Source organism: Rothia koreensis (genome assembly GCF_004136575.1).
GTDB lineage: Bacteria > Actinomycetota > Actinomycetes > Actinomycetales > Micrococcaceae > Rothia > Rothia koreensis.
Genome location: NZ_NOIQ01000003.1, coordinates 1 through 14,138, shown reverse-complemented (window position 1 = coordinate 14,138; position 14,138 = coordinate 1). Strand labels below are relative to the sequence as shown.

The window sequence follows — 14,138 nt, the reverse complement described above, 5'->3', positions numbered from 1 at the left end:
ATGCCGGACTGATTACAGACCGAGGTCATCAAGGATGGGCAGCTCCGCGCGAGCCACATCCTTTGTCTCTTCAGCAGATCGCGCGCCCAAGGCCTTGGATGCAATCTGTTGTGCTTGTTCCAGCGTAACGGATTTCAAGACGGCGGCGACGGCGGGCAAGGAACGGGTATTCATGGAAAGCGCTTTGACTCCCATCCCGACCAGAACCACGGCCAACGCCGGATCGGCCGCGGCCTCGCCGCAGACCGAGACCGTTTTCTCCCGGCCGGTCGATTTTTCGGCCCGCTGGGCGCCTTCGACGGTGAGCCGAATCATTTCCAGGACCGCCGGCTGCCACGGGTTGTTCAGCTCGGCCAATGCCCCGAGCAGGCGGTCCGCGGCCATCGTGTACTGCGTGAGGTCGTTCGTTCCCATCGAGACGAAGTCCACCTCCTGGAGGATCGCCTCCGCCGTCACGGCGGCCGACGGGGTCTCGACCATGACGCCGTGCACGTCGAGGCCGACCTCATCGAGCATAACCGCGAAGTCCTTGGCTTCCGGGGCCGTGGAAATCATCGGAGCCATGACCCAGACGTCGGCGCTGGACTCCTTCGCGGCGGCCGAGATCGCCTCGAGCTGGCGTTTCAGGACGCCCGGAGTGGTCCAATCCGTCCGGTACCCGCGGACGCCCAGGGCCGGGTTGGGTTCGGAGGCGTCCGTGAGGAAGGGCAGAGGCTTGTCCGCGCCCGCGTCCAGCGTCCGTACGACGACGTGCTGCCCCGGGAAAGCGTCGAAAACGGCTTTGTACTCGACCTTCTGCTCCTCGACCGAGGGTTCTTCCTCCCTGTTCAGGAACGCGAATTCGGTCCGGAAGAGGCCGATACCCTGGGCCCGGTTCTCCGCCGCGGTCAGTGCCGCCTTGCCGTTGCCGACATTGGAGTACAGCGGGATACCTGTTCCGTCCGCAAGGACACCCGCGCCGTCGAACTCCGGAATCGCCTTGCGGTTCGCGTACTTCTCGGCCAAATGCTTTTCGGCGTCTCCGGGTTCGACGACGATGGTCCCGTCGGTTGCGTCCACGTAGACGACCGTGCCTTCCGGAACCTCGGTTGCACCGTTGGCGGCCACGATGGCGGGAAGGCCCAGGTCCCTGGCGAGGATCGCGGTGTGGGCCTGGGGCCCGCCCTCGGAGGTCACCAACGCAATGACCTTTTCGGGGTCGAGCGTTGCGGTGTCGGCCGGGGCCAGATCTTCCGCAATCAGGATGAAGGCGTCCTCGGACTCGGGGATTCCGGGTGCGGGCTCACCGGTCAGTTCCGCCACGATGCGCGCCCTGACGTCCAGGATGTCGGTCACCCGCTGGGCCATGTAGCCGCCCAAGGCCTTCATCTGCTCCGCGTACAGGCCTGCCGCTTCCCAGATCGCGCGCTCGGGGGTGTAGTTCTTGCCGGTCACGAGCTTGCTCGCGCTCTTCAACAACGCCTTGTCTCCGGCCATGAGGGCCGTGGACTTCAGAACCGCGGCGGCATTGCCCGAGGTCCGCCCGGAACGCTCCTTGAGGTTCTCCTTGACGGAGGCGGCCGCCTGCTGGAGACGTTCGACCGCTTCCTCGGGCGACTGGTCGTCGCCGAGGGTGGATCCGGGCGTCGGCTCCTGAATGGGTTCGGGCATCTGCAGCACGGGGCCGATGACCCGTCCGGCGGAAACGCCTACTCCGGTGAGTTTCTTCATCGCTATCAGTCCTTACTCGTGAAGCTCGTGCCGACTGTCAGGAAGCTGCCGCTACCTCGTCGGCCTTTTCATTGCCGGTCTTGGCGTTGCCGAGGCCCTTGAGGACCAGGTACACCGCTGCGGTCACGATCGTTCCGATCACAACCGAGATCAGGTACATCGGCCAATTGTCCACCAGGAACACAATCCAGACGCCGCCGTGGGGCGCGGGTGAGGCGACGTGCGACCCCATGCACACGGCACCGGCGACGGCGCTTCCGACCATCGAGGACGGAATGACGCGCAACGGGTCCGCCGCCGCGAACGGAATGGCTCCCTCGGAGATGAACGACGCACCCAACAACCAGGCCGCGCGTCCGTTCGAGATCTCCGCCTCGGTGAAGTGCTTCTTGCGGATCGTCGTCGCGAGCGCCATCGCCAGAGGCGTGACCATTCCGGCGGCGATGACCGCGGCCATGATTTCCTTCGAGACGTCGTTTCCGGCGGAGAGCCCGGCCGTGGCGAAGAGGTATGCGGCCTTGTTGATCGGGCCGCCCAGATCCGCCCCCATCATCGCGCCCAGGATGAGGCCCAGGACCACGGCGGATGCGCCGGACATCGACATCAGGAAATCGTTGAGCACGGTCATGATCCAGGCAATCGGTTGCCCCAGGATCAGGAACATCAGACCGCTGGAGATCATGGTCGCGAGCAACGGGATGATGACGACCGGCATCATGCCGGCCAGCCACCGAGGAAGCTTCGGTTTCGCCAGCAGATAGGCGACGACGCCGGCCAGGAGACCACCGACGATCCCGCCCAGGAAGCCGGCACCCACGGTATTGGCGACCAGGCCGGCCGCGAATCCGGGAGCGATGCCCGGTCGCCCCGACATGCCGAAGGCGATGTACCCGGCCAAGGCCGGCACCAGGAGCCCGATCGCGAAGTTGCCGATCACGTTCGCCACGGCGGCAAGGTACTGGAGAAGGCTCGTGTCTCCGAGGTTGAACAGCGACGCGCCGTCCCCCGTGACGGCGTCGTCCGAGATTCCCAGGATGTCGTTGGCGTTGTTGGCAATCTCGTAGCCGCCCAGGATGAAGGAGATGGCCACCAGAAGACCGCCCGCCGCGACGAACGGGATCATGTAGGAAACGCCCGTCATGAGCGAGCGGTAGATTCGTCCGCCCCACGTGCCTTCGTCCGATGCCGCGGAGGCATTCGCGGACTTGGAACCGGACACCCGGCGCGCGTTCGGGTCCTCCGAGGCCGAGATCGCTTCGTCGATCATGGCCTCGGGTTCGTCAATCCCTCGTTTCACCGGGGATTCGATGACCGGCTTGCCTGCGAAGCGCTCTCGGTCCCGAACGTCGACGGACACGGCGAAGATCACGGCGTCGGCGGCGTCGATGGTCTCCTGCGACAGCGCTTCGTTCCCCGAGGACCCCTGGGTCTCGACGTCGAGACGGATGCCTTTTTCCTCGGCAACCTGGGCCAGGGAATCCGCCGCCATGTAGGTGTGGGCGATCCCCGTGGGGCACGCGGTCACGGCCACGAGTCTTTTTTCGGTCGAGTCTTTCGTCGAGGCTGCATCCTCCGTGGCGGACGTCGTGCCGTGATCGTCATCGGACGCGGCTGTGTCTGCGGACGAAGCGGCCGCTTCAGCCCCCGACGCGCCAGCGGTTGCAGTGGCGCCAGCGGTTGCCGTGGCGCCGGCGGCTGCCCTTGCGCCGGCGGCCAACGACGTGGATCCTTCGCCCGTGGGCGTCTTCGATCCGCCCTCCTGGCTTACCTGATCCGACGACGGGCCCGCCGACGCCCCGGCGTCGGAGGCCTCGCTTGCACCGCCGAGCCCGAGCGCCCCGTTGACCAGGTCCACGACGTCCTGCGGATCCTCGGCCGAACGGAGGGACGCCACAAAACTCTTCTTGACGAGCGAGCGCGCCAGTTTGGACAGCAGCGTGAGATGTTCCTGGTCTGCGCCTTCCGGTGCGGCGATGAAGAAGATGAGGTCGGCAGGTCCGTCCTTCGCCCCGAAGTCGACGCCGGGTGCGGGCCTGGCCATGGCCAGTGTTGCCTCGGTGACCGACTCCGACCGACAGTGCGGAATGGCGATTCCGCCCGGGATTCCGGTGTCGGTCTTGGATTCGCGGGCCTTGGCGTCCGCGTAGAGGCCCTCGAGGGACGTCGCCCGGCCTTGTTGGACGACTTTTTCGGACAAATTCCTGATGAGGTCGAAGCGGTCCTCGCCCAGGTCCTGATCCAAGACCACGAGATCTGCGGTGATCAGTTCGGACATGAGGTTCTCCTTGATGGTGCGGGCCCGGTCGGGCGGCCCGATGGGGCGGCCCGCCGGGGCGTGATATGGGTCGTGCTGTCAGTCGATCTTTGTCACGGTCACGGCCTGAGGGGTCGTGTCCTGAAGGGTAGGAACCTGGGTCCCGGGCAGGGACGCGGCCGCCGACCCGTGGGCCACGGCCTGGCGCAAGCATTCCTGCGGCTCCTGACCGGCTTCGTGAGCCAGGAGGTATCCGGCGAGCGAGCAGTCCCCGGCACCGACCGTGCTCCGGGCCCGGATCGGTGCGTGCTGGGCATGCCACGAACCATCCGCAGTCACCAAGACGGCGCCTTTGGCACCGAGCGTCGCCAGCACGGATCCGACGCCGCGGTCCACGAGTTCACGGGCGGTCCTGGCGGTCTCCACCGGATCGGATTCGAGCGTTTCCCACGCTCCCGAACGTCCCACCAGTTCCGCCAGCTCCTCGGAGTTGGGCTTGATCAGGGTCGGCAGGCCGTCCTGGCCGTTGAGGGTGTCCCTCAGCGCGGACCCGGAGGTGTCCACGGCGACGCGGGGAGCCTCGTCCCCCAGGCCTTCCCTGACCGCCCTGGAGATCACGGCGTAGTAGTCACTGGGCACTCCGGGAGGCAATGAACCGGCAAGCACCAGCCAACCGGCGCCGTCGGCCTCATTGATCAGCAAGCGAGTCAGCTCGCGCTGCGCTCTTTCGTCGAAGGGCTCGCCAGGGGCGTTGATTTTGGTCGTTGTCCCGTCCGGCTCGGCAACGGTCACGTTTGTTCTGATCGGGTAACCGGTCGCCAGGTTCGAATACCTGACGTTCGCCTCGGCAAGACCGGCCAGAACGGGATCGCCGTCGTCCCCGGGCAGCACGGCGACCGTCTCGACGCCGCTGACGCTCAGAGCGCGGGCAATATTGACGCCCTTGCCACCGGGGTCTGCCACCGAACGGCTGGCACGGATCACGGTTCCGCGATCCAGGGCAGCAGGAATCTCGACGGTTCGATCAAGGCTGGGATTGGCTGTCAGGGTAACGATCATGCGATGAGAACCTCTACGTTCGCTTCTTCGAGGGCGGCTGCCAAGGATCCTTCGGGCGCCTTGTCAGTGATGAGGGCGTCAATGTCGGGCAGGCTCGCGAACCTCACGAGCGACTCCTGACCGAATTTGGCCGAATCGCACAGAAGGACCACGCGGCGCGCGCTGCGCACGATCGCGGTCTTGACGATGGCCTCGTTCAGTCCGGGAGTCGACAGCCCGAACTCTTCGTTGAGTCCGTTGACGCCGATCAGGGCTATGTCCGGGCGGATGGTCGAAAAATGTTCCGCAGCTCGGGTACCCACCGCGGCCCAGGTCATCTTGCGCAGTTGGCCGCCGACGAGGTCGAGAACGATCCCGTCGGCCTCGGCGAGTTTGACCGCAATGTGCAGAGCGTGGGTGACGATCAGGCGATCGGCACCGGATTTGAGGGAGAAGTCCGAAGTTGCGATGAGGTCGGCCAGGATTTCGGTCGTCGAACCGGCGTCGAGAACCACGGCCCCGGCGTCGGCGTCCTGCAGGAGCTGGTACGCGCGCGACGCAATCCGATGCTTCTCCGGGGTATTGACTGTCTGGCGGGAGGAAATGCTGGATTCGACCGCAGTGGACTGTTCGACGGTCACGGCCCCGCCGTGCACGCGGCGCAACCGGCCATCGGCTTCGAGGGCCGCCAGGTCACGGCGCACGGTTTCCATCGTGACCTCGTATCGTCGGGCCAGTTCGGCACCGTTCACTCGCCGGGCGCTGCTGACCAGCTTGGCGATCTCCGCCCGTCGTTCTTCAGCGAACATGGTGAAACACTCCCGGTTACGTCAACGGGAAACCCCCGTTTGTGCGTGTTTGATTTTATGTGGCATTAAGTGGTTCGGTCAACGGGATTGATTGCGATCGCTAGCGTTCGCAGGGAAACGCACATCCCCGGCACACCGCTTTCGTGGTCTCCATGACGGAACGTTTCAGTCCAGGACCAGCTGCTCCGGATCCCATGCGAACAAACCTTCGATGTCGACCTCGATCGGGGTCGCGTTCGGCACGTGTTCGGTCCAGTCCCCCGGCGTCGTCGCCAGGAGAACCCTGCGGATGAGCGTCCCGTGGCTCACCACGAGGAGGTTCTCCCCGGGATGCTCCAGGACCAGGTCCTTGAGGGTTGCAACTCCCCGACGGTAGACATCCCCTTCGGGCTCGACTCCCGCGAACAGGTCCTGCGGATGGCGCGAGTCCTCGAAGGTCAGCGTCTGTCCTTCGGCGTCACCGTAGGCGCGCTCAATGACGCCGGGGACGGTTTCGATCTCCGACAAGCCCACGTGCTCACCGATGATGCGGGCCGTTTCCTGGGCACGGGAAAGCGGGGACGCCCCGAGGTAGTTCCAGAACTCATTCTGTTCTGCCAAGGCCCTTCCGGCCTCGTGCGCCTGCTCGCGGCCCCTGTCGTTGAGGGGGATGTCCGAGCTGCCCTGCATCCGACCGGCCTTGTTCCAGTCGGTCTGCCCATGGCGCACGACGACAAGACGCCCCGTCATCACGGATTTCTCGGCCTGTTCCTGTGTCACTCGCTGTCTCCTCATAGATCGATCCGGATCGATCCTACTCGGGCCTGTGGGCTTGCGTGGACTTTTGTGTGACGCCCAACATCCTCTTGCCCACTCCCTGTTACGGGGATGCCGGGTCCTCCGCCGCCGCAATCAGGGAACTCGCGACGGCGGACAGCTGACGACCTCGGCGCCAGATCGCGCGAATGGGACGCCCGACGTCGAGACCCTCGACACGCACGGGTACCAGGGGCTCGACAATCGCCCGCGACGGCAAGAACGTGGGGATCCCGGTCGCGCGAGCCGTGCGCCACAGTGCGGAAAGGGAACCGACCTCCGCCGCGGGAGCGGCCATTCCCGGTAGAGCCTGTTCGACGGCGCGGCGGGTTCCGGAACCGTACTCCCGAAGCAGCAGTGGTGTGGCGCGAACCTGGTCCACCGTCGGTGGTTCCTCGGCCCAAGGGTGGGCCGAGGTCACGGCCAGGACGATGCTGTCCCAGGCCACCGAACGAGCCAGGAGCTTGCCCTGCCAGCGGGCTTCTTCGCGCAACCGCCCCGCGTCCGGATCGCCACCGGGACTCTCTGGGGTTTCGACAAAACCGATCTCGACGTCTCCGGCCACGACGTCGCGCATGACCTCGCGGGAGTTCGCGGCGACGACGTCAATCCTCACCCCGGGATCCCTGCGGAGCATGGCCCCGGTCCACGTTGGGAGATAGTGCTCGACCACCGTATTGCTGGCAGCGACCGTGAGCCGCCTCGAGGTGCCCCCGCGAACCGAGTCGACCGCTTCCGCAAGCGAGCGCGCCGACTCGAGCAGACCCGCTGCGGCCTCGAGCACCGTGCGCCCTTCCGGGGTCGCGACGGCGCCCCGTGGAGAGCGCACGAACAGGTCGACCCCGAGGAGACTTTCTGCGCCCCTGACTTTGGCCGAGGCCGCCTGTTGCGTCATCCCCAGGGCTCGGGCCGCCGCGCCGAGACTTCCTCGCCTGTCCACCTCGTCGATCAGTGCCCAGACCGAGAGGTCGGGAAGTCGATGCACGCTCATGGTCCAAGCCTAGCTGGTCACAAGCTGTAGTTGTGACCCGACAGGTGAATACCCTCTACTCGAGGCGCAACGGCGGGAATAGGCTCGATTCATGCTTCGTTCAGCGCAACATTTCGACACGCGCCCGCTGGAGGATCTGGCGAGCGAAGGACGCCCCACCGTGGTTCCCGCAGGCCCCGCGTGGTTCGGTTCCGTGATGGGCACGTCGTTGCTGTCGTCCCTTCTCCGGGCCCATGGAATCGCGGTTCTGGACGTGGTGCTGTGCTTGATCGGATGGGCGTTGCTGATCCTGCTCACCGTGGGTTTCCTGGCGAGGTGCGTTCGTAGACCTCGTGTTCTCAGGGACTCATTGTCCAAGCATTCCGAAGTCAGCGCCTGGGGCATGGTCTCGATGGGGTGCCTGTCCATGGGCTCGGCGACGTCGACCGTGATCCCTCATTGGCTTCCCCAGTTGGAGACAACCGCCTGGTCGGTGGATTGGGTCCTGTGGTTCATAGGAACCGCGATCGGATGGGTCAGCGCAGTCGGGTTCGCGGCCAAGCTCATGAAGATTCACCATGAGCGCCCCCTGCCCGCGTGGGGATTGCCCGTCGTCGCGCCCATGGTGACGGCGACGACGGGGGCCCAACTGGTCGCGCACGCCGCGTCCCCGCACGGAGCGATCCTGACGGGCCTGTTGTCCGTCGGAAGCTTTTTCGTGGCCCTGGCCATGGGCGTCGCAGTGTTCGGAGTCGCCTATGAGCATTCGTGGAGGCACGAGGCGCTCCCAGCGGCCGCCGCGGCGTCGTCCTTCATTCCTCTGGGCATTGTGGGGCAGTCGACGGCAGCTGCCCAGTCGTTGGCCATGGCCGCCGCCCCGTTCGTCAGCCCGGGCGTCGACTCCATCCTGTCGGAGATCGCCCACGGGTACGGCGTGGTCGTCTTGTGCATCGGAATCCCGGTCTTTGCATGGGCGGCCGCGACGACGTACCGGCAGTTTCTCCGCGGCATGCCGTTCACCCCCGGCTGGTGGGCCATGACCTTCCCCGTGGGGACCTGCAGCCTCGGGACCCACCTGATGGGGTGGGATCTTCTGTCCCTCGCGCTGCTTCTTGTTCTCGCGGTGCACTGGTGCATCGCGGCCACGGGGTCGGTCACCAACCTCGCCCGCGCCGTGGCTACGGCGAGACCTGTCCGCCCGTCACGTTGAGGGTCTCCCCGATCACGTAGCTGGATTCGGACGACGCCAGGAAGACGTATGCGGGGGCCAACTCGGTGGGCTGACCCGCGCGTCCGAGCGGAGTGTTCTTGCCGAACTGGGGAAGGGCGTCCTTCGGTTGGCCGTCGCTGACCTGCAGCGGCGTCCAAATCGGCCCCGGGGCCACGGCGTTGACGCGGATTCCCTTCGGGGCCAGTTCCTGGCTGAGCCCTTTGGAGAAGTTGTTGATGGCCGCTTTGGTCGAGGCGTAATGCATGATGTGCGGCGACGGGTCGTAGGCCTGGATCGACGTCGAGTTGACGATCGAGGAGCCAGCCGGAAGATAGTTCAGGGCATGGCGGGTGACCCGGAAGATGGCCAGAATATTGACGTCGAAGGTCGCCTCCAGCTCCTCATCGCTGAGGCCCTGCAGTCCGTCGGTCACCACCTGCTTTCCGGCGTTGTTGACGAGAGTATCGAGCCCGTCCATGGCTTCGTGGGCTTGGTCCACCACGCTCCGGCAGAATTCCCTGTCGGTCAGGTCGCCCGGGAGCAGGTGCACCGTGTGCCCCTCGTTTTCCAGGAGGTTCTTGAGGTACTGGGCGTCCTTTTCCTCGGCCGGAAGGTAGTTGAGGGCGACCTCGGCACCTTCCCTCGCGAAAGCGATGGTCACCGCGGCCCCGATTCCGGAGTCGGCGCCAGTGATCAGGGCTTTGCGCCCTTCCAAGCGTCCGGTCCCCCGGTAGCTGGTCTCTCCCCTATCGGCCTTGGGGACGAGCTGTTCGTCCAGGCCGGGCTCCGGTTGATGCTGCTGCGGGGGCTCGATCGAGGGAAAACGGTTCACGGGATTCTGAAAAGTCAGCTGATCGACGCCGACGTGGTTCTGCGTATTCTTCTGAGTCATGGTGTCTCCTCCAGAGGGGTCCAACGGAAGTACGCTTCGACACCAGTCTAGGAAGGTGGAGAATCCCCTTGTCACCAGGTCAAGCCACACGCTTAATCCACATGCCAGCACGCGACGCCGCATGACCCGGGACATGCAAAAGGGCCACGAACGGTTGATGCCGTTCGTGGCCCTTTGATTTTGGAGCCCCCTGCCGGATTCGAACCGGCGACCCTCTGTTTACAAGACAGATGCTCTGGCCATCTGAGCTAAGGAGGCAGGCGCCGAGGCGCTTGATCAGATTACCTGGCGCCCAGGACTATCCCAAACCCGCCGGGCCGCGTGTGAGGCACGACTCCGTCGACCGGCATCGTGCCTCACAGGCTGCGCCCCAGGCATGGATCACTGACCCGATTTGTCCTTGATGATGCCGTTGAGGAAGTCGGGGAAGCTCTGTCCCGTGAACTTTCTTCCGTCCACATAAGTGGTCGGGGTGCCTTGCACGTCGTTCTTCTTCGACTCGGCAACCAAGACGTTGACCATGGGCCTGTACTTGTTGTTGTCCAGATCGTCCTTGATGTCGGCACCGTACTTGTCCGCGATCTTGGCGATCTCCTTGTTGCTCATGCCTCCCTGCCCCTGGTGGGAGAACATTTCCTGCTGCCAATCGAGGAATTTCTCGGGCGAGACCTGGTCGGCCACGGAGTAGGCGGCCGCCGCGGCACGCGAGGAGTACTCCGTGCTTGTCTCCTGGTCGAGGAAGTTCAGGTTACGGATTTCCAGGGTGATGTCTCCGTTGAGAACCTTCTGCTTGATCTCGTCCCCGTTGGCCTTTTCGAACTCGGCGCAGTGGACGCAGTTGTAATCCTGGAACGTGGTCACCCTCGCCGGTTCACCGTTCTTCTTGGAGTCCTCGGACGTGGTCATACCCAGGGGCAGGGTGGTCTCCTTGCCGTTGGACTCGTCATCCGGCGGGGCGGACTCGGAGGACTTCTTGACGTCGTTGACATCCCGCTCGTCGACGTCCGAGGTGTCCTTCTTGATACCGTCCTTCGTCAACACGATTCCGCCGTACTGGTTCGCGCTGGCGGGCACCGGACCGGCATCCGGGATTTCACTCTTCTTGTTGTGCGTGTAGACCGCAGCAATGATGCCGATGATGAGCACCAGCACGACGACCACGCCGATCTGCCACCAGAGACGGGACTTCTTGCCGGCCCCTTTGCTCTGCTTTGCGGCGATCTGGCGCGCCTTTTCTCTCGCCTCGCTGCTGCGCGGCGAAGTGGAAGATGCCACGATATGCTCCCTGTTCGAGTTGGACGGTACTTGCAGTCGCGAATAGCCTAGCCGAATTTGCTGAATAGCCGGTCAACGAATTCCTCGGAGAACGCTCCTTCCTCTGCCGCCAACTGCGGATAGGCTTGGTACAGGTTGGTTGAAGGGAGAAACCATGAATCCGAGTGAAGATCTGACGCAGGATCGCGTTGCTTCCGAAGAAGGCCCCGTGGGCGACTACGACTTCGTCGTCGTAGCCAACAGGCTGCCCGTGGACCGAACAGTAGACGAGGCCGGTGAGTCCACGTGGAGGCGCTCTCCGGGTGGGCTGGTCAGCGCCCTGGCCCCCGTCATGTCGAGTCATTCCGGCGCTTGGGTCGGCTGGCACGGTGCCGCCGACGAAGAGCTCGAACCCTTCGACCATGATGTATTCCATCTCGTGCCGGTCAGGCTCTCGGAGGGCGAGGTCCGCCGTTACTACGAGGGCTTTTCCAACGCGACCATTTGGCCGCTGTACCACGACGTGATCGCCCCACCCGAGTTCCACCGTACGTGGTGGGACACATACCGCGCTGTGAACCGTCGTTTCGCGGAATCGGCGGCACGCAGCGCCTCCCGCAATGCCACGGTCTGGGTCCAGGACTACCAGTTGCAACTGGTACCCGCCATGTTGCGGCACCTCCGTCCCGACCTCACCATCGGGTTCTTCGACCACATCCCGTTCCCGCCGTTGGAAATCTTCGCGCAGCTCCCGTGGCGCAAGCAGGTCCTCACCGGGCTGCTGGGCGCGGACCTGCTCGGCTTCCAGCGTCCCGGAGACGCCCAGAATTTCCGGAGGTGCTGCGACCAGATCCTGGGCGTCCAGTTCGACGGCGAACGGGCCGAGGTCACGCAGACGCCTCAGGAGCAGCATGAGGACGAAGAGAACGAACGGTTCCGCCGGGCCTACACCAATGCCATGCCGAACGTGACATCCCGACGTCGCGCCCGCAAGGAACGACTCAATCGTGACCTCCCCACATGGATTGCTCGGGCGACGTCATACCCCATTTCGATCGATGTGGAAGCCGTGACGGAAATGGCTTCCCTGGCCTCGACGAAGAGGCGCGCACGTCAGATCCGGGAAGAACTCGGCAACCCGAAGACCATCTACTTGGGCGTGGACCGGTTGGACTACACCAAAGGCATTCGCCACCGCCTGAAGGCTTATGGGGAACTTTTGAATGACGGTGACCTCACCGTGGAGAGCTCGGCGATGATCCAGGTGGCGAGCCCATCCCGCGAGCGGGTCGCCTCGTACATAGAGCTGCGAGAACAGATCGAGGGCATGGTCGGAAGACTCAACGGCCAATTCGATACGATGTCCCACACCGCGATCAGGTACCTGCACCATGGCTACCCGTTCGAAGAGATGATCGCTCTGTATCTGGCCAGCGACGTCCTGGTGGTCTCGTCCCTGCGTGACGGCATGAACCTGGTCGCGAAGGAGTTCGTGGTGAGCCACCTGGATCACACCGGCGCCCTGGTCCTTTCCGAGTTCACGGGCGCTGCCGAGCAGCTTCCGGACGCGATACAGATCAACCCGCACGACATCGACGGGTTCAAGGAAGCCCTGCTCTATGCCAAGAACATGACGATCGAAGAACAACAGGATCGCATGAAGGGCATGAGGGAGCAGATTTTCGCGCACGACGTCGAGGACTGGTCGACGCGGTTCCTGGAGGACCTGTCCAAGACACGAGAAGACAATCTGGGTCCGGAGCCGTCCACGGACGAGCTGCCCGCGGTGGGCCACATGGATCGTGGCCACGGCCCCTTCCCCACCCCGGCCGTGGAGGAGGAGCTCCAACGTGCAGCAAGTGTGGACAACCTGCTGGTTGCGATGGACTTCGACGGAACGCTGGCCCCATTCACGACCGACCCGGAGGAGGCGCGGGCCCTGCCGCTGTCGGAGAACGCCCTGGACTCTCTGGCGGATCTCCCGAATACCTCGGTCGCGCTCATCTCCGGACGCCCGTTGGACTTCCTCCGCGAGGTGGCCGATCCCAGGCGCAAGATGTTGCTTGCCGGGTCGCACGGCGCCGAATTCGATTTGTCTGTTGCCGGTGAGGAGTCTCCCGGCCTGCGACTGAGCGACGACCAACGCGCGGCGCTCGAGCAGGCAACCCAGGCCGTAGAAGATCTGGTCCGACGCCATCCCGGCTCTGAAATAGAGCACAAACCGGCCGGCGTGGGATTCCATACGAGGACCATGGACGACGACGAGGCAGCTCAGGCCGCCGAGGCGGACGCCGTGCAGACGCTCAAACGGATTCCGGGAGTCATGTTGTCCCCAGGCCAGTACGTCGTCGAATGCGCGGTGCTCGAGGTGAACAAGGGCGACGCCATGAAGACCGTCCGAGATGTCGTCCAGGCGGACGTGTCCATCTTTGCCGGTGACGACCTCACGGATGAACACGCTCTGGCCGTCCTCGGACCGGATGACCTCGGTATCAAGGTCGGAAGGGCGGATTCCGTGGCACGCCTGCGAGTCACGGGGCCCGAAGCGATGTCCCATGCCCTCGCTCGCCTGGCCCACCTTCGCCGTAAGCACTCTGCTCAGGCAGACTGGCATGACGCGAACGCCACCGACTGAACCAGCCGACGACGGGTCCCTCCGTTAACCGACTAAAGCCCCGGCCCCTTCCAAGGGGCCGGGGCTTTATCTATGGGCTACAGGGACCGGACAGCGGCGTGGGGTGTGATCACCCCACCGACCCGCACCGACACCCACACACCGGGGGTTAAACAAAAAAAAGGGGGGAGTGAGCACACACACAAGGAGCAAAAACCCCTCGCACACGCACACACTCCCCCAAAAAATATTTTCGGCGGCGACCTACTCTCCCACACACCTTCCGGGTGCAGTACCATCAGCGCTAAGAGCCTTAACTACCGGGTTCGGAATGAGACCGGGTGTACCCCTCTTGCCATAACCACCGAAAAAACCAACCACACACACCAACCCACACACGGGGCTGGCATGGTGAAAACCAATCAAACAACACACCTGAAACAGGACCACACGGCCCCGCCGGTTGTTGTTTCAAAACCATACAGTGAACACGAACACACAACAATCATCTACAAACCCTCGCAGCAACCACCCAACACCCCACACGGGAGTGTTTTGTGTATAAACCTTCGGCCTATTAGTACCGGTCAAC

At 64.3% G+C, this 14,138-nt stretch carries 10 protein-coding genes, 1 tRNA gene and 1 rRNA gene; 2 read left to right on the top strand and 10 right to left on the bottom strand.

Annotated features, from left to right (window positions below):
* Positions 1-12: 12 nt before the first annotated feature.
* The 6 genes from ptsP to EWU68_RS04660 all read right to left on the bottom strand — a co-directional run bounded on the left by ptsP (position 13) and on the right by EWU68_RS04660 (position 7,597).
* The gene (gene ptsP / locus EWU68_RS04685; RefSeq protein ID WP_129314868.1) at positions 13-1,710 is read right to left on the bottom strand and encodes a phosphoenolpyruvate--protein phosphotransferase; all 1,698 of its coding nucleotides are present in this window, start codon (positions 1,708-1,710) and stop codon (positions 13-15) included.
* 37 nt (positions 1,711-1,747) lie between these two features.
* Positions 1,748-3,985 (bottom strand): PTS fructose transporter subunit IIABC, encoded by a 2,238-nt coding sequence (locus tag EWU68_RS04680; protein WP_129314865.1) that lies wholly within the window; start codon positions 3,983-3,985, stop codon positions 1,748-1,750.
* 78 nt (positions 3,986-4,063) lie between these two features.
* Positions 4,064-5,023: a 1-phosphofructokinase family hexose kinase gene (locus EWU68_RS04675; protein ID WP_129314862.1), complete on the bottom strand. Its 960-nt coding sequence runs from the start codon at positions 5,021-5,023 to the stop codon at positions 4,064-4,066.
* A complete protein-coding gene (locus tag EWU68_RS04670) occupies positions 5,020-5,811 on the bottom strand; it encodes a DeoR/GlpR family DNA-binding transcription regulator (RefSeq protein WP_129314859.1) in 792 nt (263 codons plus the stop codon). The genes EWU68_RS04675 and EWU68_RS04670 overlap by 4 nt, the downstream gene beginning before the upstream one ends.
* 165 nt (positions 5,812-5,976) lie before the next feature.
* A complete protein-coding gene (locus EWU68_RS04665) occupies positions 5,977-6,570 on the bottom strand; it encodes a histidine phosphatase family protein (RefSeq protein ID WP_162421411.1) in 594 nt (197 codons plus the stop codon).
* Between the two features lie 100 nt (positions 6,571-6,670).
* Positions 6,671-7,597, bottom strand: a complete 927-nt coding sequence (locus tag EWU68_RS04660) for a LysR family transcriptional regulator (protein ID WP_129314855.1) — start codon at positions 7,595-7,597, stop codon at positions 6,671-6,673.
* 91 nt (positions 7,598-7,688) lie between these two features.
* Between EWU68_RS04660 and EWU68_RS04655 the strand changes: the two genes are divergently transcribed.
* Positions 7,689-8,786 carry a TDT family transporter gene (locus EWU68_RS04655; RefSeq protein WP_129314852.1) on the top strand — a complete coding sequence of 366 codons (1,098 nt, stop codon included), beginning with the start codon at positions 7,689-7,691 and terminating at the stop codon, positions 8,784-8,786.
* Here the strand turns inward: EWU68_RS04655 and EWU68_RS04650 are convergent.
* The 3 genes from EWU68_RS04650 to EWU68_RS04640 form a co-directional block, all read right to left on the bottom strand.
* A complete protein-coding gene (locus tag EWU68_RS04650; protein ID WP_129314850.1) occupies positions 8,755-9,678 on the bottom strand; it encodes an SDR family oxidoreductase in 924 nt (307 codons plus the stop codon). The genes EWU68_RS04655 and EWU68_RS04650 overlap by 32 nt on opposite strands.
* Positions 9,679-9,859: 181 nt before the next feature.
* Positions 9,860-9,936 (bottom strand) — tRNA-Thr (locus EWU68_RS04645).
* A 123-nt stretch (positions 9,937-10,059) separates the two neighbouring features.
* Positions 10,060-10,953 carry a DsbA family protein gene (locus EWU68_RS04640; protein ID WP_129314848.1) on the bottom strand — a complete coding sequence of 298 codons (894 nt, stop codon included), beginning with the start codon at positions 10,951-10,953 and terminating at the stop codon, positions 10,060-10,062.
* Positions 10,954-11,107: 154 nt separating this feature from the next.
* On the opposite strand from EWU68_RS04640, the gene otsB reads away from it, so the two are divergent.
* On the top strand, positions 11,108-13,567 hold the full coding sequence (otsB, locus tag EWU68_RS04635) for a trehalose-phosphatase (RefSeq protein ID WP_129314846.1): 2,460 nt from the start codon (positions 11,108-11,110) through the stop codon (positions 13,565-13,567).
* A gap of 230 nt (positions 13,568-13,797) precedes the next feature.
* Here the strand turns inward: otsB and rrf are convergent.
* Positions 13,798-13,915, bottom strand: a 5S ribosomal RNA gene (rrf, locus tag EWU68_RS04630).
* Between the last annotated feature and the right edge of the window lie 223 nt (positions 13,916-14,138).

What these genes read in the sequence shown, in the direction of transcription:
- ptsP (WP_129314868.1), bottom strand. Translation starts at nt 1,710, where the DNA reads ATGAAGAAACTCACCGGAGTAGGCGTTTCCGCCGGACGGGTCATCGGC.
- EWU68_RS04680 (WP_129314865.1), bottom strand. Translation starts at nt 3,985, where the DNA reads ATGTCCGAACTGATCACCGCAGATCTCGTGGTCTTGGATCAGGACCTG.
- EWU68_RS04675 (WP_129314862.1), bottom strand. Translation starts at nt 5,023, where the DNA reads ATGATCGTTACCCTGACAGCCAATCCCAGCCTTGATCGAACCGTCGAG.
- EWU68_RS04670 (WP_129314859.1), bottom strand. Translation starts at nt 5,811, where the DNA reads ATGTTCGCTGAAGAACGACGGGCGGAGATCGCCAAGCTGGTCAGCAGC.
- EWU68_RS04660 (WP_129314855.1), bottom strand. Translation starts at nt 7,597, where the DNA reads ATGAGCGTGCATCGACTTCCCGACCTCTCGGTCTGGGCACTGATCGAC.
- EWU68_RS04655 (WP_129314852.1), top strand. Translation starts at nt 7,689, where the DNA reads ATGCTTCGTTCAGCGCAACATTTCGACACGCGCCCGCTGGAGGATCTG.
- EWU68_RS04650 (WP_129314850.1), bottom strand. Translation starts at nt 9,678, where the DNA reads ATGACTCAGAAGAATACGCAGAACCACGTCGGCGTCGATCAGCTGACT.
- otsB (WP_129314846.1), top strand. Translation starts at nt 11,108, where the DNA reads ATGAATCCGAGTGAAGATCTGACGCAGGATCGCGTTGCTTCCGAAGAA.